The sequence below is a fragment of the Pseudomonas sp. BN414 genome (genome assembly GCF_029871275.1).
Classification (GTDB): domain Bacteria; phylum Pseudomonadota; class Gammaproteobacteria; order Pseudomonadales; family Pseudomonadaceae; genus Metapseudomonas; species Metapseudomonas resinovorans_C.
In genome coordinates this window covers 236,511-256,740 of record NZ_SSOL01000076.1, presented here as the reverse complement: position 1 = coordinate 256,740, position 20,230 = coordinate 236,511, and the positions used below count along the sequence as shown (strand labels likewise).

The 20,230-nt window shown below is 63.2% G+C and carries 15 protein-coding genes and 1 tRNA gene; 9 read left to right on the top strand and 7 right to left on the bottom strand.

Annotated features, from left to right (window positions below):
• Positions 1–186 precede the first annotated feature (186 nt).
• From dnaG to E8E95_RS25020, 4 genes are all read left to right on the top strand, one after another.
• Positions 187–2,178: a DNA primase gene (dnaG, locus tag E8E95_RS25035; protein WP_280354694.1), complete on the top strand. Its 1,992-nt coding sequence runs from the start codon at positions 187–189 to the stop codon at positions 2,176–2,178.
• 67 nt (positions 2,179–2,245) lie between these two features.
• Positions 2,246–4,096, top strand: coding sequence for an RNA polymerase sigma factor RpoD (gene rpoD, locus E8E95_RS25030; RefSeq protein ID WP_280354693.1), 1,851 nt, complete (start codon positions 2,246–2,248; stop codon positions 4,094–4,096).
• Positions 4,097–4,233: 137 nt separating this feature from the next.
• Entirely contained in the window at positions 4,234–7,971 is a 3,738-nt protein-coding gene (locus E8E95_RS25025; RefSeq protein ID WP_280354692.1) for an EAL domain-containing protein, read from the top strand.
• A 15-nt stretch (positions 7,972–7,986) separates the two neighbouring features.
• Positions 7,987–8,063: transfer RNA gene (locus E8E95_RS25020), tRNA-Ile, on the top strand.
• 97 nt (positions 8,064–8,160) lie between these two features.
• On the opposite strand, the gene metE is transcribed toward E8E95_RS25020, so the two are convergent.
• From metE to E8E95_RS24995, 5 genes are all read right to left on the bottom strand, one after another.
• The gene (gene metE, locus E8E95_RS25015; protein ID WP_280354691.1) at positions 8,161–10,452 is read right to left on the bottom strand and encodes a 5-methyltetrahydropteroyltriglutamate--homocysteine S-methyltransferase; all 2,292 of its coding nucleotides are present in this window, start codon (positions 10,450–10,452) and stop codon (positions 8,161–8,163) included.
• A 111-nt stretch (positions 10,453–10,563) separates the two neighbouring features.
• Entirely contained in the window at positions 10,564–11,334 is a 771-nt protein-coding gene (cobF, locus tag E8E95_RS25010) for a precorrin-6A synthase (deacetylating) (RefSeq protein WP_280354690.1), read from the bottom strand.
• Positions 11,335–11,524: 190 nt separating this feature from the next.
• Positions 11,525–13,564 carry a TonB-dependent receptor gene (locus E8E95_RS25005; RefSeq protein ID WP_280354689.1) on the bottom strand — a complete coding sequence of 680 codons (2,040 nt, stop codon included), beginning with the start codon at positions 13,562–13,564 and terminating at the stop codon, positions 11,525–11,527.
• A gap of 111 nt (positions 13,565–13,675) precedes the next feature.
• Entirely contained in the window at positions 13,676–14,059 is a 384-nt protein-coding gene (locus E8E95_RS25000) for a DUF2946 domain-containing protein (protein ID WP_280354688.1), read from the bottom strand.
• Positions 14,060–14,249: 190 nt separating this feature from the next.
• Positions 14,250–14,633, bottom strand: coding sequence for a DUF2946 domain-containing protein (locus tag E8E95_RS24995; RefSeq protein ID WP_280354687.1), 384 nt, complete (start codon positions 14,631–14,633; stop codon positions 14,250–14,252).
• A gap of 223 nt (positions 14,634–14,856) precedes the next feature.
• Between E8E95_RS24995 and E8E95_RS24990 the strand changes: the two genes are divergently transcribed.
• Positions 14,857–15,201, top strand: coding sequence for a toxin (locus tag E8E95_RS24990; RefSeq protein WP_280354686.1), 345 nt, complete (start codon positions 14,857–14,859; stop codon positions 15,199–15,201).
• Entirely contained in the window at positions 15,198–15,512 is a 315-nt protein-coding gene (locus tag E8E95_RS24985; RefSeq protein ID WP_280354685.1) for a transcriptional regulator, read from the top strand. Before E8E95_RS24990 ends, E8E95_RS24985 begins: the two co-directional genes overlap by 4 nt.
• Before the next feature lie 331 nt (positions 15,513–15,843).
• Here the strand turns inward: E8E95_RS24985 and E8E95_RS24980 are convergent, their stop codons facing one another.
• Both E8E95_RS24980 and E8E95_RS24975 read right to left on the bottom strand, forming a co-directional pair.
• On the bottom strand, positions 15,844–16,581 hold the full coding sequence (locus E8E95_RS24980) for an aspartate/glutamate racemase family protein (protein ID WP_280354684.1): 738 nt from the start codon (positions 16,579–16,581) through the stop codon (positions 15,844–15,846).
• A gap of 8 nt (positions 16,582–16,589) precedes the next feature.
• Complete coding sequence (locus tag E8E95_RS24975; protein ID WP_280354683.1) at positions 16,590–17,279, bottom strand: GntR family transcriptional regulator; 690 nt, start codon at positions 17,277–17,279, stop codon at positions 16,590–16,592.
• Positions 17,280–17,421: 142 nt separating this feature from the next.
• Between E8E95_RS24975 and E8E95_RS24970 the strand changes: the two genes are divergently transcribed.
• Genes E8E95_RS24970 through E8E95_RS24960 form a run of 3 tightly spaced genes read left to right on the top strand, consistent with a single transcriptional unit; the run spans position 17,422 to position 20,217 of the window.
• Positions 17,422–18,510 (top strand): ABC transporter ATP-binding protein, encoded by a 1,089-nt coding sequence (locus E8E95_RS24970; RefSeq protein WP_280354682.1) that lies wholly within the window; start codon positions 17,422–17,424, stop codon positions 18,508–18,510.
• 1 nt (position 18,511) lies between these two features.
• A complete protein-coding gene (locus tag E8E95_RS24965; protein WP_280354681.1) occupies positions 18,512–19,426 on the top strand; it encodes an ABC transporter permease in 915 nt (304 codons plus the stop codon).
• On the top strand, positions 19,426–20,217 hold the full coding sequence (locus tag E8E95_RS24960; RefSeq protein ID WP_280354680.1) for an ABC transporter permease: 792 nt from the start codon (positions 19,426–19,428) through the stop codon (positions 20,215–20,217). The genes E8E95_RS24965 and E8E95_RS24960 overlap by 1 nt, the downstream gene beginning before the upstream one ends.
• The last annotated feature ends 13 nt before the right edge of the window (positions 20,218–20,230 follow it).

The window sequence follows — 20,230 nt, the reverse complement described above, 5'->3', positions numbered from 1 at the left end:
AGCAGGCTACGCCGCACGCTCACGCATCGCCCGGCTCCGGCCGGGCGAGTGCATGCTGGGTACACAAGAAACTCCGCTTCGCTTTTGCGAATGGCGGAGTTTTTTGCTTTCCAGCGCAAGACTCCCGCCTGACTTCACTGACCGGGCGCGAGTATGCTTTGAACCTTCCCGCGCCCTGAGCACCCTATGGCTGGCCTGATCCCCCAAGGCTTCATCGACGATCTGCTGAACCGCACCGACATAGTCGAAGTGGTCGGCGCCCGCGTGCAGCTGAAGAAGGCCGGCAAGAACTACACCGCTCGCTGCCCCTTCCATAACGAAAAGACGCCCTCCTTCAGCGTCAGCCCGGACAAGCAGTTCTATTACTGCTTCGGCTGCGGCGCCGGCGGCAATGCCCTCGGCTTCGTCATGGATCACGATCACCTGGACTTCCCCCAGGCGGTCGAGGAACTGGCCAAGCGCGCAGGCCTGGAAGTCCCCAGAGAAGAAGGCGGTCGCAGCAGCGGGCCACGCCAGCCGAGCGATTCGCCGCTCTACGCCCTGCTTACCGCTGCATCGGACTTCTATCGCCACGCGCTGAAGCAACACCCGACCCGAAAGGCCGCCGTCGAATACCTGAAAGGACGCGGCTTGACCGGCGAAATCGCCCGCGACTTCGGCCTCGGCTTCGCCCCGCCCGGCTGGGACAACCTGCTCAAACACATGAGCGGAGACAGCCTGCAGCAGAAGCACATGATCGACGCCGGCTTACTGATCGAAAACACCGATACCGGCAAGCGCTACGACCGCTTCCGTGACCGGGTGATGTTCCCGATCCGTGACAGCCGTGGACGCATCATCGCCTTCGGTGGCCGGGTGCTTGGCGACGACAAGCCCAAGTACCTGAACTCGCCGGAAACCCCGGTTTTCCACAAGGGCCAGGAACTCTACGGGCTGTTCGAGGCACGCAAGCACAATCGCAACCTCGACGAAATCATGGTCGTCGAGGGGTACATGGACGTCATCGCCCTCGCCCAACAGGGCCTGCGCAATGCCGTCGCCACGCTGGGTACGGCCACCAGCGAAGAGCACATCCGCCGCCTGTTCCGCCTGGTGCCGAACATCCTCTTCTGTTTCGACGGCGACCAGGCAGGACGCAAAGCCGCTTGGCGCGCCCTGGAAGCAACCCTCTCCGGGCTGGAGGACGGACGCCGCGCGCGCTTCCTCTTCCTGCCCGAGGGCGAAGACCCGGACAGCCTGGTCCGCAAGGAAGGCACCGACGCATTCCGGGCGCGGATCACCCAGCATGCACAACCGCTCGCGGACTACTTCTTCCAGCAACTGACTCAGGAAGCCGACCCCAGCTCACTGGAAGGCAAGGCTCACCTGGCTACGCTGGCCGCGCCGCTGATCGAGCGAATTCCCGGCGCTAATCTCAAGGTCCTGATGCGCCAGCGCCTGGCCGAGATTACCGGCCTCAATGGCGAGGCACTCGGCCAGTTCGCCCGCAGCGCGACACCGGCGAGAAGCGAGAGCCACGACCACCCGGAAGACGCCTACTACGCATCCTTCGCCGGCTACGACGACCAGCAGCACGAGCCGGACCATTCGCACTACTTCGAGCAGCCAGCCGCCCAGCAGGGCACCTGGCAGAAAGACGAACGGCGTAAGGAAGGCTGGAAAAAGGACGACTGGAAGAAAGACGGCAAGAAATGGAACAAGCAGGGCCGCGATGATTTCAGGCAGCCGCCGCGCACGGAAGTGAAGGTGGAATCCCCCACTCTCACGGCACTTCGCACGCTGTTGCACCATCCGTCATTGGCGCAGAAAGTCGAGGATGCCAGCCACTTCGCCGCCGAAGACGACACGTACGCCCAGCTCATGGTGGCGCTCGTGGAGGCCGTTCAGAAGAATCCGAAACTTCGTTCGCTGCAGCTGATCGCCCGCTGGCATGGCACCGATCAGGGCCGTCTATTACGGGCCCTGGCGGAAAAGGAATGGCTGATTTCCGAAGACAACCTTGAACAACAGTTTTTCGACACTATAACTAGGTTGTCGGCTCGCCAGCGGGAACGCCGCCTGGAAAAGCTGCTGCGAAAAGCGCGGCAAAGCGAACTCAGCGCAGAGGAAAAAGATCAGCTGCGCGACCTCCTCAGCCGCAACACTTCTCCCCTGACTCCGACCCCAACTGGCGCGTAAGGCCCCGGATCAGGTATAATCCTCGGCTTGTTTTCAGCCCGCCAAGACCTTAAATGGATAGGGTGCTATGTCCGGAAAAGCGCAACAGCAGTCTCGCCTTAAAGAATTGATCGCCCGTGGACGTGAGCAGGGATACCTGACTTACGCGGAGGTCAACGACCACCTGCCGGAGGATATTTCCGATCCGGAACAGGTGGAAGACATCATCCGCATGATCAACGACATGGGGATCAACGTATTCGAAAGTGCCCCGGATGCGGATGCCCTGTTGCTGGCCGAAGCCGATACCGACGAAGCCGCTGCAGAAGAAGCCGCCGCCGCTCTGGCTGCGGTGGAAACCGACATCGGCCGCACTACCGACCCCGTGCGCATGTACATGCGTGAAATGGGTACCGTGGAACTGCTGACCCGCGAAGGCGAGATCGAAATCGCCAAACGCATCGAGGAAGGCATCCGCGAAGTCATGAGCGCGATCGCCCACTTCCCTGGCGCGGTCGACGGCATTCTCGCCGACTACCAGCGCATCACCAGCGAAGGCGGTCGCCTGTCCGACGTTCTCAGCGGTTATATCGACCCGGATGACGGCACCGTGCCGGCTGAGGAAGTCGAGCCCGTCGAACTGAAGGACGATTCCGCTTCGGCCAAGGACAAGGACGAAGACGAGGACGAAGAAAGCGAAGGCGACGAAGAGGAAGAAGGCGATGGCGGTCCGGACCCGGAAGAAGCCCTGCGCCGCTTCACTGCCGTTTCCGATCAGCTCGAAAAGGCCAAGAAGGCCCTGAAGAAGCACGGCCGCAACAGCAAGCAGGCTACTGAAGAGCTGCAGGCCCTGGCCGAGCTCTTCATGCCGATCAAGCTGGTGCCGAAGCAGTTCGACGCTCTTGTGGAAAAAGTCCGCAGCGCCCTGGACCGTGTCCGCGGTCAGGAACGCGCCATCATGCAGCTGTGCGTGCGTGATGCCCGTATGCCGCGTGCCGACTTCCTGCGCCTGTTCCCGGGCAACGAAGTGGACCTCGACTGGGCCGACAGCCTGGCCAAGGGCAAGGCCAAGTACGCCGAAGCCATCGGCAAGCTGGTGGACGACATCAAGCGCAACCAGCAGAAGCTGGTGGATCTCCAGAACGAGGTCGAACTGACCGTCAACGAGATCAAGGACGTCAACCGCCGCATGTCCATCGGTGAAGCCAAGGCTCGCCGGGCGAAGAAAGAGATGGTCGAGGCCAACCTGCGTCTCGTGATCTCCATCGCCAAGAAGTACACCAACCGCGGTCTGCAGTTCCTCGACCTGATCCAGGAAGGCAACATCGGCCTGATGAAGGCGGTGGACAAGTTCGAATACCGTCGCGGCTACAAGTTCTCGACCTACGCCACCTGGTGGATCCGTCAGGCGATCACTCGCTCGATCGCCGACCAGGCACGCACCATCCGTATTCCGGTGCACATGATCGAGACCATCAACAAGCTCAACCGCATCTCCCGTCAGATGCTGCAGGAAATGGGTCGCGAGCCCACTCCGGAAGAGCTTGGCGAGCGCATGGAGATGCCCGAGGACAAGATCCGCAAGGTATTGAAGATCGCCAAAGAGCCGATCTCCATGGAAACCCCGATCGGCGACGACGAAGACTCGCACCTGGGCGACTTCATCGAGGACAGCACCATGCAGTCCCCGATCGATGTAGCCACTGTGGAGAGCCTCAAGGAAGCGACCCGCGAAGTCCTGGCCGGCCTCACCGCCCGTGAAGCCAAGGTCCTGCGTATGCGCTTCGGCATCGACATGAACACCGACCATACCCTCGAGGAAGTCGGCAAACAGTTCGATGTAACCCGTGAGCGTATCCGTCAGATCGAAGCCAAGGCGCTGCGCAAGCTGCGTCACCCGTCGCGAAGCGAGCACCTGCGCTCCTTCCTCGACGAGTAAGCGATACGAGAACCCCCGGCCAGTCCGGGGGTTTTCTTTTGTGTGTCGCATCGCTCAGCGCGTTCATTTCACTTCCAGCCGACAAGCGGTCACGTCTACACTTCGGTCCTACATCCCTTCAAGGAATGAGGCCGCCAATGGCGCGAGCGCGGGCCCTACTGATGCTTTGGCTGGCACTCTGGACCTTCCCGGCCGGCGCCCTGACGCTCACTCCGGAAGAACAGGCCTGGCTCGACACTCACGGCGAGCTGCAACTCGGTATCGACACCTCCTGGCCCCCCTTCGAATTCCAGGATTCCCAAGGCCGCCACCAAGGCCTGGCAGCCGACTACGTCGAACTGATCCGTCGCAAACTGAAGCTCAAGCTCACCCCGGTGGAGTCCGGTAATTGGGGCGAAGTGCTCAAACGAGCCCGCGAAGGTGAACTGGACATCCTCCCCGGCGTCATGTCCACCCCGGAACGCCAGCAGTACCTGAACTTCACGCGGCCCTATCTCGACTTCCCCATCGTCATCCTTTCCCAGACACGGGGCCCCCAGCCATCGAACATCCAGGACCTCTACGGCCTGCGCGTCGGCGTCGTATCCGACTATGCCCCCCATGAACTCCTGCGCAACCAGCACCCCGACCTGAGCCTGCAGGGCTACCCCACAGTGGCCGCCGCGCTACAGGCCCTGGCCACCGGCCAGGTAGACGCCTTCGTCGGTGACCTTGCCTCCAGTGTCTGGAGCCTGCGCCAGCTCAAGCTGAACGGCATCAGCATCAGCGGCGAGACGCCCTATCGCTATCAACTGGCCATGGCGACGCCGAAAATCCATCCGCTACTCGCCGGCATCCTCGACAGGGTATTCGCCGAGATCACCCCGGAAGAAACCGCGGCCATCCAGGAGCGCTGGGTGGGCGATGCCCTCTACCCGCACATCGACTGGAAGCGCATCCTGCTCTATGGCCTGCCGGCCGTGCTGCTGCTGGCCGGCGTGCTTGCCTTCGTCATGCGCGTCAATCGCCGCCTCAGCAATGAAATGACCAGCCGCGCCGCCCTGCAGGAAGAGCTGCGCAGCAGCGAACAGCATTACCGCGGCCTCGTGGAGAGCCTCAACGCCATCGCCTGGGAGATGCGCGTCGAAGATTACTGCTACACCTACGTTTCGCCCCACGCCGAACGCCTGCTCGGCTACCCCTTGAGCAACTGGCTGGAGCCCGGCTTCTGGCGGCGCACCCTGCACCCCGACGACTCAGGATGGGCCAACGCTTTCTGCGAAACCGAAACCATTGCCGGCCGCGACCACAGTCTCGACTACCGCATGATCACTGCCGACGGCCGGGTGCTATGGGTGCGCGACATCATCACGCTCATTCCCCACGGTGAGACGCAGATGATGCGCGGCTTGATGATCGACATCACCGAGGCCAAACAGACCGAGCAGGCGCTGCAACTCTCCGAGCAGAAGTTCGCCTCGGTTTTCCACAATTGCCCCGACATCATCGTCATCGCGCGCCGCACCGATGGCAACCTGCTGGCGATCAACCAGACCTTCGAGCAACAGATCGGACTCAAGGCCAGCGAAGCCCTCGGCCGTACCGCCACTGAGCTGGATATCTGGGGCATTCCCGGCATCGGCCCGAAACTCCTCCAGCGTCTGCAACAAGGCAATCCGCTGCACAACCTGGAGATGCCCTTCCGCCGCGCCAATGGGGAAACCTTCATCGGCCTGATTTCCGCGCAGAGCATCGACCTGGACAACATCCCGTCCCTGGTCGTGGTAGTCCGCGACATCACCCAACTCAAGGAAACCCAACAGCTGCTGCAGGTTTCCGAAGAGAAGTTCGCCCGCGCCTTCCATGCCTCGCCAGACGGCCTGCTCATCACCCGCATGAGCGACGGGCGCCTGCTGGAGGCCAACGGTGGCTTCACCCGGATCACCGGCTACAGCCAGCGAGAGATCGCCGACCGCTCCACCCTCGAACTCGGCTTGTGGGCCAACCCGGCCGACCGCGCGCTCATGATCCAGGCCATCCAGGAACACGGCAGCCTGCACCACTACACCACTGCCGTACGTACCAAGACTGGCCAGATACGCATCTGCGAGCTCTCCGCCCAACCGATGCCCATCGACGGCGAACCCTGCATGCTGACCATTGCCCGCGACGTCACCGAGCGCCAGCAGATGCAGGAAAAGTTGCTGCAGGCCGCCACCGTGTTCGAGAGCACCGCCGAAGGCGTGATGATCACCGACACCGAACAACGCATCACGGCCGTCAACCGCGCCTTCAGTGAGATCACCGGCTACAGCGAAAGCGAGGCCCTCGGCCAGTCGCCGCGCTTGCTCGCCTCCGGCCAGCACGACAGCGCTTTCTACGCTGCCATGTGGCATCAACTCGAACGCGAAGGGCACTGGCAAGGCGAAATCTGGAACCGCCGCCGGAACGGTGAGCCCTACCCCGAATGGCTCACCATCAGCGCCGTGCGCGACCGCCATCAGCAGGTCACCCATTACGTCGGCGTGTTCGCCGACATCTCACCCCTCAAGCATGCGCAGGCCCGACTCGACTTCCAGGCCCACCACGACTCCCTCACTGGCCTGCCCAATCGCCTGCTGTTCGAAAGCCGCCTACAACTGGCGCTGGCCGACGCCACCACCGACCACCATCACGGCGCTGTCCTGTTCATAGACCTGGACCGTTTCAAGCACATCAACGACAGCCTCGGCCACCCGGTGGGCGACCTGCTGCTCAAGGGCATCGCCACCCGCTTGCGCGAGCAACTGCGCGACATCGATACCGTGGCCCGCCTCGGTGGCGACGAATTCATCATCCTCCTGCCCGGACTTCACAACGCTAGCGACGCACAAACCGTGGCCAACAAGCTTCTGGCCTGCTTCGAAGCGCCCATTCCCGCTGGCCAGCACGAGTTCTTCATGAGCGCCAGCATCGGCATCAGCCTGTTCCCCGAACACGGCCTGGACGTGGCGACCGTGGTGAAGAATGCCGACGCCGCCATGTACCGGGCCAAGGCCCGCGGCCGCAACCGCATCGAGTTCTATACCCGCGACCTCACCAGCCAGGCGACCGAGCGGATGGCCCTCGAGACCGAATTGCGCCGCGCACTGGAACGCAATGAACTGTCCCTGAGCTACCAGCCCAAGTTCAGCCTCCAGCATCAGACGCTGGTGGGGGCCGAAGCCCTGGTGCGCTGGTATCACCCGCAGCTCGGCGAGATCCCTCCCGAGCGCTTCATCCCCCTCGCGGAAGAATGCGGCCTGATCCTCCCCCTGGGCGACTGGGTACTGGACCATGCCTGCCGGCAGATGCAGCAATGGCAGGAAGGCCACGCCCCGTTCGGCCCGCTCTCGGTCAACCTCGCCGGCGCCCAACTGCGCCAGCCGCTCCTGATGGAGCGCTTGCAAAAACTCATCCACGGACTGGGCCTCGAACCCCAGCGCCTGCAACTGGAAATCACCGAAAGCTTCATCATGAGCCAGGCCGAAGAAGCCCTCAGCGTGCTGCACAGCCTCAAGGCCCTCGGCGTGCAACTGGCCATCGACGACTTCGGCACCGGCTACTCCTCGCTCAGCTACCTCAAACGACTGCCGCTGGATGTGCTGAAGATCGACAAGTCCTTCGTACGCGGCCTGCCGGACGATCCCAACGACGCCGCCATCAGCCGCGCCATCATCGCCCTCGGCCGCAGCATGCAACTCACCGTCATCGCCGAAGGCGTCGAAACCAAGGCGCAGGAATATTTCCTCGCTGCAGAAGGATGCGAACAGATTCAAGGCTTTATCGTCAGCGCCGCCCTGCCCGCCGAGGCTTTCGCCCGCAAATTCCTCAGTCCCCTACCCGCGATTGGCACCCAGCAAAAGGCGCCTGTATAATCCGCCGGCCTTCTGGGGCCTATAGCTCAGTCGGTTAGAGCAGAGGACTCATAATCCTTTGGTCCACGGTTCGAGTCCGTGTGGGCCCACCAAATCAAAAGCCGCGCATTGCGCGGCTTTTGCGTTTCTGCAGCAAGCGAAACGGGACGCCAGGCGTCCCGTTCTTCACTCACATCCGCATCCGGCTTACTAGGCAAACTCAGCGCGCAGTTCGTTGGCCGCTGCCACCATGTTCACCAGCGCTGCTTCGGTTTCCGGCCAGGCGCGGGTCTTCAGGCCGCAGTCCGGGTTGACCCAGAGGCGCTCGGCGGAAACCCGCTGGGCGGCCTTGCGCAGCAGATTGATGATCTCGTCCTTGCCGGGCACGCGCGGCGAGTGGATGTCGTAGACGCCCGGGCCGATCTCGTTCGGATAGGCGAAGGCCTCGAAGGCATCCAGCAGCTCCATGTCGGAGCGTGAGGTCTCGATGGTGATGACGTCGGCGTCCATCGCGGCGATGGACTCGATCACGTCGTTGAACTCGCTGTAGCACATGTGGGTGTGGATCTGGGTTTCGTCCTTCACGCCGCTCGCGGTCAGGCGGAAGGCCTCGGTGGCCCAGTCCAGATAAGCCTGCCAGCCAGCCTTGCGCAGCGGCAGGCCTTCGCGGAACGCCGCCTCGTCGATCTGCACGATGCGGATGCCGGTCGCTTCCAGGTCCAGCACTTCGTCACGAATGGCCAGCGCCAATTGCCTGGCCTGCACCTCGCGGGACACGTCCTCGCGCGGGAAGGACCACATCAGCATGGTCACAGGGCCGGTCAACATGCCCTTCATCCATTTGGACGTCAGGCCCTGGGCATAGCGGATCCACTCCACAGTCATGGCGTTCGGACGGCTGAGATCACCAAAGATCACTGCTGGCTTCACGCAACGGGAGCCGTAGCTCTGGACCCAGCCGAAGCGGGTGAAGGCGTAGCCGTCCAGCTGTTCGGCGAAGTATTCCACCATGTCATTGCGCTCGGCCTCGCCGTGCACCAGGACGTCCAGGCCCAGCCTTTCCTGCACTTCCACGGCATGGCGGATTTCGCTGTGCATGGCTTCGGTGTACTCGGCCTCTGACAGCTTGCCCGCCTTGAACGCCTGGCGCGCCAGGCGGATGGCGGAGGTCTGCGGGAAGGAACCGATGGTAGTAGTCGGGAAGGCCGGCAGATAAAGCTCCGCACGCTGTTTCTCGATGCGCGCGGCGAAAGGTGCCGGACGCTTGTCATCTTCCGGTTTCAGCGCGGCAACGCGAGCCTGGACCGCTGGCTTGTGGATGCGCGGCGATTCAGCACCGCTGGCCTGCACGGCTTGGCTGACGGCCAAGGCCTCCAGCACCTCTGGAGACTCCGGTTCGGTCAGGGCGCGGGACAGCGCGGCAACTTCCTCGCACTTCTGCACGGCGAAAGCCAGCCAGCTCTTCAGCTCGGCATCCAGCTTGTCCTCGCGGGCCAGGTCGACCGGGCTGTGCAGCAGCGAGCAGGAGGGTGCCACCCACAGGCGATCGCCAAGGCGCTCATGAGCATGGCGCAGGACGTCGAGTGCTTTCTCCAGATCGCAGCGCCAGACGTTGCGGCCGTTCACCAGACCGAGGGACAGCACCTTGTAACCCGGCACGCGGTCGAGAATGGTCGGGTACTGCTCGGGCGCACGCACCAGGTCGATGTGCAGACCGTCCACCGGCAGGCCGGCGGCAAGGCCGAGGTTGTCTTCCAGGCCACCGAAATAGGTAGCGACCAGCTTCTTCAGCGGTTCTTTCTGCAGCAGGTTGTAGGCACGCTCGAAAGCATTCTTCCAGTCCTGGGGCAGGTCGAGCACGAGAATCGGTTCGTCGATCTGTACCCACTCCACGCCTTGGGCGTCGAGACGTTGGAGGATCTCCCCATACAGCGGCAACAGATGCTCCAGCAGGTCGAGCTTATCGAACTCGCCCCCCTTGGCCTTGCCCAGCCAGAGGTAGGTCAGCGGACCGATCAGCACCGGCTTCACGTTGTGGCCGAGGGCCTGGGCTTCAGCCACTTCCTCGAACAATTGCTCCCAGCTCAGGACGAACTGCTGGTCAGCGGAAAACTCAGGGACCAGATAGTGGTAGTTGGTGTCGAACCACTTCGTCATCTCCTGCGCGTGCGCGCCGCCGCAGCAACTGTCGCTGACACCACGGGCCATGCCGAACAGGGTCTGCAGGGTCGGCTTGGCGTTGCCGTGGCCCCGGAAGCGCTCGGGGATGACGCCGAAGGTCAGGGAGTGCGTCAGCACCTGGTCGTACCAGGCGAAATCGCCAACCGGCAGTAGATCGATCCCTGCGTCCTTCTGGATTTGCCAATGCTCAGCACGCAGCTTGCGGCCGACGGCACGCAGTCCGGCCTCGTCCAGCTCGCCCTTCCAGAAGGCTTCCTGGGCCTTCTTCAGTTCGCGATCCCCGCCGATACGCGGGAAGCCGAGGTTATGTGCCAATGCCATGGGAAATTCCTCCATTGAAAAATCATTGGGGGAATTGTCCAGCGCACCAAAACATGAGTAAAACTCAATAATTTCGCTATGAAATCAAGTTTCTCTCATGATGAGAGAACATCAGTCTTCGCCATCATCCGCGCGACGCAGCAGATAGGTGTCCATGATCCAGCCATTGGCCTCCCGAGCGTCGTGCCGCACCCGGCGAATCTCATCGGCCACTTCATTGAGCTTGCCGGAAATGAGGATTTCGTCCGGCGTGCCCACATAGGCACCCCAGTAGATTTCCAGCTGCGGATCATTCAACTGCTGGTAGGTATCTTCCGCATCGAGCATCACCACGACACTGTCGGCGTTCTCCGGGAAACCCTCGGCCAGCCGACGGCCCGTAGTGATCTGGACGGACTTGCCGATGCGGTTGAGCGGCACCTTGTGACGGGCCGTCAGCGCCTGGACGCTGGTAATCCCGGGGATCACATCGAACTCGAACTGGATCCGGCCACCTCGGAGGATGGATTCCAGGATTCGGATGGTGCTGTCGTAGAGCGACGGATCGCCCCAGACCAGGAAGGCCCCGCACTCGCCATCGGCCAGTTCTTCGTCGATCAGGCGTTCGAACACCTGCTGCTTGGCCAGGTTCAGGTCCCTGACATTAGCCCGGTAGTCGCCACCCTCGCGCTGACGTTCGGGGCTGCTGGCCTCGACGAATCGATAGTCGCGTTCGGTGATGTAGCGCTCGCAGATTTCCTGGCGCAGGTGGATGAGTTTTTCCTTGCTGTCGCCCTTGTCCATGATGAAGAACACATCGACCTGGTTCAGCGCCTTCACGGCCTGGATGGTGATGTACTCGGGGTTGCCGGCGCCGATGCCGATGATGAGCAGCTTCTTCATGGGGTAGATCCGTGGTGGGCAAAAGCACCGCCTGACACCGCATTCGATGCAACAAGCAGGCAGGAGGTGTGGGAGCGCAAAAGGTCGTCGCGATGCCCGTCGCTGTCAACGACTTTTGCGCCCCTACCCTCCCGCCGTCACGGGTTGGGCGGGGGCCCGACGCCGGGGCTGTAGACGCCCGGCGCCCCGATCACATCCGCCACTCCAGGCCGGCATAGACCGCCCGGCCATCGCCCGGCAGGAACTGCGCGCTATCCCGGCCCTGGGCGTCGGCGATCACCCCGGTGGTGGCGACGTAGGTCTTGTCGGAAAGGTTGCGTCCCTCCACGAAGAAGCCGAAGCCCTCGCCCGGACGGTAGCCCGCCTTGAGCCCCCAGATGACATAACCGTCGGCGTAGAGGGTTTCCGCCTGATCGACGTTGTAATGGTTCGGCACCCACTCGAAAGTCGGCCCGGCGTACCAACCTTCGCGCTGCCACAGGGCCTCGCCCTTGATGAACTGGCGCGGCAGGCCGGCCAAGCGGTTGTCGCCGTAGGTGTCGTCGTTGTCGAAGCGGAAATCGTTGAACAGATACTGTCCGCGCAGGACGAATTCGCCGATGGTCCAGGCGCCGCCAAGTTCGATGCCCTGGTGGATGGTGCGGTCGGCGTTGACCGTGCCCAGTGGCTGGCCATTGGCATCGTTCAGTGCCAGCAGCTCGTCGCGGATTTCGCTGCGGTAGACCGCTAGGTCCATGTCCACGCTATCCCGCTGCCAACGCATGCCGACTTCCACGGTGTTGGCCTTCTGCGCATCGTTGGCGGTCACCACCTGACCGCCGGTGAGCTCGCTGAAGGTCGGCGGCTCGAAGCTCTGGCTGAGGTTGGCGAACAGCTGCATCTCCTCGCTCAGGTCATGGCGCAAACCGATGCGGCCGATTCGACCGAGGTAGCTCTTGTTGAAGGATTCATCCTGGGGTAGGCAGAACGCCGTGACGAAGGCATTGCAACGCAGGCGGTCATCCACGTCGCGCTCCTGATGCAGCCGGGCCAGGCCGCCGATCAACGCCCAGCGTTCGGCCAGCGGAATCTCCAGCTCAGCGAAGGCATTGAGGTTGCGCGCGGTTTGATGCAGCTCGTTGACCTTGCGGCCCTTCTCGCCCCCGACGTTGACGTAGCGCGAATCCCAGTTGCGCCCCTGGCTGGCCTCCACGCCGCCGGTCCAGCGCCAACCCTCCTCGTTCATCCACTTGTGGGAAACGCGGAGGCCATAGTCCTCGCTGTCGACATCGAGCACCTGGAAGATGGGGTGGAACAGCGACTTGGTGCTGTAGAAGCTGGCGAACTCCAGACTGTGACCATCGTCCAGCTGCAGCACGCTGATGTTGCCCAAGCGGTCGAGATTGAAGTCGCGCTGCTGGACGCCGGTAATGTTGCCCGGTGCCGCCTGTTTCGGATCACGACGCATCTGCGCCAGGGTCAGGTTGCCCGGCAGGTCCGAGTCGGTCTCCACATGGGTCAGGTAGAAGCGCGTGGCCAGCCGCTCGTTGATTCGTCCGCCCAGGTTGGCGAAGTAGCGCTGGTTGTCCTGTCGGGAATGATCACGGTAGCCGTCCTGGCTGTAGCCGTTCGCACTGACAAAGCCATCCCAGTCACCGAAGTCCTGGGCCGCCGCGCCATAGATTCGCTGATAGCCGAAGCTGCCCCCTTCCGCGCGCAGGGTCACCGGCGGTGCGGTCTTGCCGGTGGGGCTGACGAAGTTGATGGCGCCACCGAGGGTGGCCGAACCATAGCGCCAGGCATTGGCGCCGCGCAGCACTTCGATGTGGTCGGTCGCCAGCGGCTCGATGGTCTGGAAGTCGAAGCTCCCGTCCGCGAGGTTGACCGGTGCGCCGTCCTGCATCAGCAGCAGGCCACGGCCATGGAAGGTGCGCTGCAGGCCGGAGCCGCGAATGGACAGGCGAGCTTCCTCGGCGCCGAAGCGCGGCTGGATGAACACGCCCGTTGCCATCCCCAGGGCGTCCTGCAGAGTGCTGCTGCGGCCGTTCTTGTAGGTCTCGGCATCGACCACCCCGGCGCCGCCGGGGATGTGTGAGAAGTCTTCTTTCTTCTCGGCGATGGTCGGCGAAGTCGGGTCGCGACGGTACTCGTCCGTCACGACGGTCTTGCCGAGTTCTACGTGCTCGGCATGGGCGAAACTGGCCAGGCTCACGCTCAGGGCGAGCAGGCTCAGCAAAGGAAATTGGCGCATGGCGCACTCCTTGGGTCTTGGATTGGCAGTCTTTTCGGGTGTTGCACAGCCGCGCAGCGCGCACGGGCAAGTGCCCGACGTCACAGCGGGAAGAAGACAGCGCGAAGACGGCTAGGGAGCGCGGGGGTTGGCGGAGGGCCAGGTATGGCGGGGTGAAGTTTTTTGGCGTGGTTCGAAGGTTATCGGGCGAGCATCGCGTACGCCCAGCAGCCAGGCCAGCACGAAGAGCGCGGCCATTGCCAGAGGGATTGTCCCGCATAGCGGGCATTTGAAAATGCCGGACCAGCCACTGGCAGCGCTGCCGTCCAGATCACCATCGAGGCTCGGACCGGCATTGGATGCGCCTGAGCAGAACGCACCACCCAGGCCGCTCAGTTCCAGACCCATCGCCTTCCCGTGGTGCAGACCGCAGGCGAACAGATTGAACAGGACGCACGCATAGAGCATCCAGGCAATCAGCGAGCGGTTGCGTCGGAAGGCATCCAAATCAGTCATGCCTGGTTCCATCCATCATGTTCCTGACCCTGAAGGGGCCTTGGTCGAGCTGATTTCAGACTCAGCATAGATGCGCTTTTCCAGCGCACCGCACACCCGCGCGCACCGGCCATCCAGCATTCCTGCGCGTACGTCAGGCCAGGAGGCAATTCGGTCGTCGAGTGCAGAGCCGGGCGTACCGGCGACGGATTCAGTGGAACGGAGAGGCGCGAGGATTGGCCGAAGGCCAGAGATAGCGCGGGGGCGCGTTGCGCCGCGTTTCGAAGGTGCTCGGGCGGGCATCGCGAACGCCCAACAGCCAGAGCAGGGTAAACAGCGCGGCCATTGCCAGGGGGATCGTCCCGCACAGCGGGCATTTGAAAACACCGGACCAGCCGCTGGCTGCGCTACCGCCCAGGTTGCCATCGAGACCCGGGTCGGCATTGGACTGGCCGGAGCAGAACGCGCCACCGAGGCCGCTCAACTCCAGGCCCATCGCCTGCCCGTGGTGCAGTCCGCACGCGAACAGATTGAACAGGACGCAGACATAGAGCATCCAGGCAATCAGCGAGCGGTCAGGGCGGGCGATTTTCATGGGCGACGACTCTAGCACCGGGGTTGCAGCGCTGGAAGCCGGGGCTGCGTGTGGTGCGTTGATGCAGTGCACATCTTCGTTCTTTCCGACTCGAACCTCATCCAAGTCCGCCATTTGCTTCGGATCCTGGCTTCCCGAAGGGCCAGATAAGGTGGCGCCTCCATCTGAGCGCTTGACCCTTCGGGGAAGCGCGAACAATCTATACGCAACTTACGTAGAGAACATGGACGCACTCTTCGTGGAACTGCCGCCCTTCCAGCGGTACCGGGCGGACTATCTGGATGACGACTCCTTCACCGCCCTGCAGCACCTGCTGTTGGTTCAGCCCGAGATAGGCGACCTCATCCAGGGCACCGGCGGACTGCGCAAGCTGCGCTTCGCGGACGAGCGGCGGGGCAAGGGCAAACATGGCGGTATCCGCGCTATCTATTACTGGTGGCTCGGCGGGTCCCAATTCTGGTTGTTCACCCTGTATGGCAAGGATGTCCGCGACGACCTGACCGAACGGCAGAAGAAGGTGCTGAAACAAATGCTTGAAGCCGAACTCAAGGCGAGGACCAGGACATGAAACGGGACATCTTTGCCGAACTACTGGAAGGCGTCGAAGCCCTCGCCGAAGTGCGCGAAGGCAAGGCCACCCTGAGAGTTTATCGGCTAAGGCTGCCGGAGCTTCGCGAAGTTTCGGCCCAGGAGCTGGTCGCACTGCGCGAACAGCTGAAGATGTCGCGCCCTGTGTTCGCCATGTACCTGCGCACCAACCCGCGCACTCTCGAAAACTGGGAGCAAGGGCGAGCCAAGCCCAATGCCCAGGCCACCACGCTGATTCGTTTGGTGCAACAGTACCCCGAGACCATGGAGCACTTGGCGAGCCTGGCCTGAGTCCGTCCCGCCCCACCCGGCAGCGTCTGGAGTTTCTCTATTCGGCTCATCTGATGAGCCGAATAAGCCCTCCTATTCGGCTCACAAGGGGCATCGGTTGCCTCCTAGCGCGTCGCAGACTTGGTTGCGGCCGGGGGTGGAATCCCGAACACGAGCGGAATGCACAACGCCATAAGCAGTCGAGGGGAAGGGCCTCACCTCAGCACCCTGACCCTGTGGGGGCGAATTCATTCGCTGAGGGCAGCGCAGCTGCCCCTGGGGACTTTGTAGGGCAGGTCTTCGACCTGCTTTGCGATTGAAATCGCCCCCACAAAGACAAGCCGCCGCAGCATCACGCCCCGACCGCAAACCCCCGCAGAAACCCCGCATAGGGCTTGGGCAACGGGAAATCCAGGTCGCCGCGCTTGCTGGTGGAAAGCCGCAGTTCCCCCAGCAGCTCCACCATCTTCAAGGCAGCGCTGACGCCGTCGATCACCGGCACGCCGATCTCTTCCTGCAGCGCGGCGGCCAGGTGGCTCATGCCAGCACAACCGAGGACGATGGCGCCCGACTCATCCCGTTCCAGCGCTTCCAGGCAAGCCGCGCGCATGATGCGGAACAGTCCGTCCGGGTCTTCATCCAGCGCCAGCACCGGAATCTCCACGGCGTGGATGCCCCGGCAGTGTTGGTGAAAGCCGTAGCGCTCCACCAGGTGCCGGGCAATGACCTTGGTGCGGCCAAGCGTGGTGACGACGCTGAAGCCGGTGGCGACCCAGGTGGCCAAGTGCATGGCGGCTTCGGCGATGCCGATCACCGGAAACCGCGCAATCTCCCGCGCAGCCAGCAGGCCGGGGTCGCCGAAGCAGGCGATCACGTGTCCTTCTGCGCCATCCCGCTCGCCGTCGCGAATGGCCTGAAGCAACCCGGGCACGCTCAGCGCCTCGTCGTAATGGCCTTCGATTGAGGCCGGGCCGGCGCTGTTGGTCACGGCCAGCAACTGGTTGCCGGGGCGCAGCAGGTGGCTGGCGGCTTCGGCAATACCAGAGGTCATCGCCACGCTGGTGTTCGGGTTGATCAGCTGGATTTTCATGGCCGAGGTCAGGTCTCGATCAGGTGTTTCAGCGGGTGGTAGTTGGCCTTGAGCTTGCCGGCCGACTCGACGATGGCGTTCTCGATGGCCCCCAGGTGGAAGCAGGTCAGTTCGATGGCCGCGTTCTGGTTGCCCGCCTCGATGAACTCGATCAGGCGCAGGTGCTCGTCGTCGCGGCAGGCGTCATGGCGCTCGTCATCCAGGGCGGCGACATAGAGCGAGGCGCGCGAGATGAGCTTGCGGAACCAGTCCAGCAGCACCGGGTTGTTCAGCGCCTCGGCGAGCTTGATGTGGAACTCGCCGAGCAGATGGATCAACCGCTGGTGGTCATGGTTGCGCCGCGCCTCTTCTTCCAGCAGCAGGTGCTCGCGCATGTCCTGCATGGCGGCGCTGTCCCGGCGTCGGCAGAGCTCAGTAACGATGCCGATCTCGATCAGACGCCGCGTTTCGAACAGCGAGCGAATCTCTTCGTCGCTCGGCAGTGATACCCAGCAGCCCTTGTTCGGTTCGGAAGAGACCAGGCCGTCAGCCTCCAGTTGCTTCAACGCCGCCCGCACCGAAGTGCGACTCACATTGAACAGCTCCGCCAGGGAGGCTTCCCCCAGTTTCATACCAGGCCGCAGCGAGCGGTTGCTGATGGCCTGGTAAACCCCCTGGTAGACGCGGTCCACCGTGGTTTCCAGCTTCTTGTCTGCCATTCGTGACTCCGTAAATGCGTTCGCAATCCAGGTGCTGCGTGAAACAAGCAGGCAGAAAAACCCGGTTGCGTTGTCAGCATAATCCGAGTATTTCTAGATTGCATTCAATTTTTGCATACAAAAACAAGAGGAATGCACCATTATGAAGCACACATCCTCCATCGAGGTGCAACGCGTCAGCAAGCGCTACACCGATGACCCCGACGTTGCCCCGGCGCTGGACGACGTTTCGGTCAGCATCCGCCACAACGAATTCTTCACCCTCCTCGGCCCGTCGGGCTGCGGCAAGACGACCCTGCTGCGCTCCATCGCCGGTTTCGAGCAGGTCACGTCCGGCTCCATCCAGATCGGAGGCCAGCGCGTGGACCAGCTCCCGCCCTACAAGCGCCGGGTCAATACCGTGTTCCAGAACTACGCGCTCTTCCCGCATATGAGCGTGGCCGAGAATATCGCCTTCGGCCTGGAGATGCAGGGGCTGGAGCGCAACGCCATCCCCGGTCGGGTCAAGGAAATGCTGGCCCTGGTGCAGATGGAGCACCTGGCCCGCCGTCGCCCTGCCGAACTCTCCGGTGGCCAGCAGCAACGTGTGGCCCTGGCCCGCGCCCTGGCACCGCGCCCGGACGTGCTGCTGCTCGACGAACCCCTTTCCGCCCTGGACCTCAAGCTGCGCAAGGAAATGCAGGTAGAGCTCAAGCGGGTGCAGCAGGAAGCCGGCATCACCTTCATCTTCGTCACCCACGACCAGGAAGAAGCGCTGACCCTCTCCGACCGCATCGCCGTGATGTCCTCCGGCAAGATCCTACAGATCGGCACCCCCAACGATATCTACGAACGTCCGCAGCACCGCTTCGTCGCCCACTTCATCGGCGACATCAATTTCCTCCCCGGCGACCTCAAGCACTGCGCCCAGAACGGCAGCCTGTTCCAGCCTGAAGGCCTGCCGGTGGAAATCCCCTGCGCGTCCGCCAACGGACTGGACAGCGGCAAGGCGCAACTGGCCTTCCGCCCGGAACGCTCGAAGCTGGTGGACCCGTCCGAGCCGCACCACCTGCGCGGCGTGGTCGAAGCCGTGCTCTACGTCGGCACCGCCACGCTCTACCAGTGCCGGCTGGCCAACGACCTCAAGGTGATGCTGCGCGAAAGCAATGAAGGCGCCACCAGCTCGCGCCCCGTGGGCTCGCCCGTGGCGGTGCACCTGCCGCCCCACGCCTGCCTGCTGATGGAGGCCTGAGATGAGCGTCAGCGCCACCTCCCCCAGTCTCAACCGGCTGTTGCTGCTGTCGCCGGTGCTGCTCACCCTGCTCTGCCTGATCGCCATTCCGCTGGGCATCATGGGCTATATCAGCCTGCTGCCACGCAACCTCTATGGCGGAGTCGACTGGAGCGCCAACTGGCAGTGGCAGAGCTACATCCAGCTGTTCTTCCAGGAAGATTTCGACGGCAACCTGGAAGTGAACTGGGTCTACGCCCAGGCCCTGCTGCGCTCGGTGCTGCAGGCCGGCGGCACGACCCTGCTGTGCTTTATCGTCGGCTTCCCCGTGGCCCTGTGGATGAGCAGCCTCAGCGAGCGCTCGCGCAACATCATGGTGCTGCTGATCACCATCCCCTTCTGGACCAACCTGCTGATCCGCAACTACGCCTGGCTGATCATCCTGCGCGAGCACGGCTGGCTGGCACAGAGCCTCAACGCGATGTTCCCGCAGGCCGGTGGAATCACCCTGCTGTACAACGATTTCGCCGTGGTCGTCGGGCTGGTCTACAGCTTCCTGCCGTTCATGATCCTGCCGATCTACTCCACCCTGGAGAAGCTCGACTGGCGCCTGGTGGAAGCCGCCTATGACCTCGGCGCCAACCGCTGGAAGGCCCTGCGCCGGGTAATCCTGCCGCTGTCCATGCCGGGCGTGATCGCCGGTTCCCTGCTGGTGTTCGTGCCGAGCCTCGGCGCCTTCATCACCCCCGCCATCCTCGGCGGCGGCAAGACCCTGATGATCGGCAACCTGATCCAGCAGCAGTTCGGCACCGCTCGCAACTGGCCGCTGGGCAGCTCGCTGTCCTTCCTCCTGCTCGGGCTGATGCTGCTGGCCCTGGTGCTTTACGCCCTCTACGCCAAGAAGGCCGCCAAGGCCGTTCGCCAGGGAGCCCGCTGATGATCGCCTCGCACTTGAAGAAACTGCCGCTGACCCGCGAAACCAGCCTGCTGGTACTGGCCTACCTGTACCTGCCGATCCTGGTGTTGATCGCCTACAGCTTCAACGCCAACCGCACCGCCACGGTATGGACCGAGTTCTCCTTCGCCTGGTACGGGCGCATCCTCGCCAACCCGTCGATCCAGGCGGCAGCGCTGAACTCGGTGATCGTCGCCGGCATCGCCACCGTCTGCGCCACCGCCATCGCGCTGCTGGCGGCGCTGGCCACCTATAAGCCGTTCTACGGACAGAAGATGGTGGAAGGCGGGATCAACCTGCCGCTGATCCTGCCGGAGATCGTCACCGCCGTGGCCACGCTGCTGCTGTTCATGGCGCTCGGTATCAAGCTCGGCCTGCTGACGGTGATCGTCGCCCACATCGGCTTCTGCATCCCTTTCGCCTACCTGCCGATCCGCGCCCGCCTGAACGACCTCGACAAGAACCTGCTGGAAGCGGCCAACGACCTCTACGCCAACCCGTTCCACACCTTCCGCCGGGTGACCTTGCCGCTGCTGTTCCCGGCGGTGCTGTCCGGCGCGGTGCTGGCGTTCGTGGTCAGCCTGGACGACTTCATCATGACCTTCTTCGTCGCGGGCCCCGGCTCGACGACGCTGCCGGTCTACATCTTCTCGGCCATCAAGGCCGGGGTAACCCCCGAGATCAACGCAATCTCGACCCTGATGCTGGTGATCTCGATCGTCCTGGTGATGCTCTCCTACTGGCTCGGCCAGCGCGGCAAGGCAACCACCTGATCCCTTGTTCCAC

What these genes read in the sequence shown, in the direction of transcription:
- dnaG (WP_280354694.1), top strand. Translation starts at nt 187, where the DNA reads ATGGCTGGCCTGATCCCCCAAGGCTTCATCGACGATCTGCTGAACCGC.
- E8E95_RS24970 (WP_280354682.1), top strand. Translation starts at nt 17,422, where the DNA reads ATGAAGCACACATCCTCCATCGAGGTGCAACGCGTCAGCAAGCGCTAC.
- E8E95_RS24990 (WP_280354686.1), top strand. Translation starts at nt 14,857, where the DNA reads ATGGACGCACTCTTCGTGGAACTGCCGCCCTTCCAGCGGTACCGGGCG.
- cobF (WP_280354690.1), bottom strand. Translation starts at nt 11,334, where the DNA reads ATGAAGAAGCTGCTCATCATCGGCATCGGCGCCGGCAACCCCGAGTAC.
- E8E95_RS24995 (WP_280354687.1), bottom strand. Translation starts at nt 14,633, where the DNA reads ATGAAAATCGCCCGCCCTGACCGCTCGCTGATTGCCTGGATGCTCTAT.
- E8E95_RS24980 (WP_280354684.1), bottom strand. Translation starts at nt 16,581, where the DNA reads ATGAAAATCCAGCTGATCAACCCGAACACCAGCGTGGCGATGACCTCT.
- metE (WP_280354691.1), bottom strand. Translation starts at nt 10,452, where the DNA reads ATGGCATTGGCACATAACCTCGGCTTCCCGCGTATCGGCGGGGATCGC.
- E8E95_RS24975 (WP_280354683.1), bottom strand. Translation starts at nt 17,279, where the DNA reads ATGGCAGACAAGAAGCTGGAAACCACGGTGGACCGCGTCTACCAGGGG.
- E8E95_RS24965 (WP_280354681.1), top strand. Translation starts at nt 18,512, where the DNA reads ATGAGCGTCAGCGCCACCTCCCCCAGTCTCAACCGGCTGTTGCTGCTG.
- rpoD (WP_280354693.1), top strand. Translation starts at nt 2,246, where the DNA reads ATGTCCGGAAAAGCGCAACAGCAGTCTCGCCTTAAAGAATTGATCGCC.
- E8E95_RS25025 (WP_280354692.1), top strand. Translation starts at nt 4,234, where the DNA reads ATGGCGCGAGCGCGGGCCCTACTGATGCTTTGGCTGGCACTCTGGACC.
- E8E95_RS24960 (WP_280354680.1), top strand. Translation starts at nt 19,426, where the DNA reads ATGATCGCCTCGCACTTGAAGAAACTGCCGCTGACCCGCGAAACCAGC.
- E8E95_RS25005 (WP_280354689.1), bottom strand. Translation starts at nt 13,564, where the DNA reads ATGCGCCAATTTCCTTTGCTGAGCCTGCTCGCCCTGAGCGTGAGCCTG.
- E8E95_RS25000 (WP_280354688.1), bottom strand. Translation starts at nt 14,059, where the DNA reads ATGACTGATTTGGATGCCTTCCGACGCAACCGCTCGCTGATTGCCTGG.
- E8E95_RS24985 (WP_280354685.1), top strand. Translation starts at nt 15,198, where the DNA reads ATGAAACGGGACATCTTTGCCGAACTACTGGAAGGCGTCGAAGCCCTC.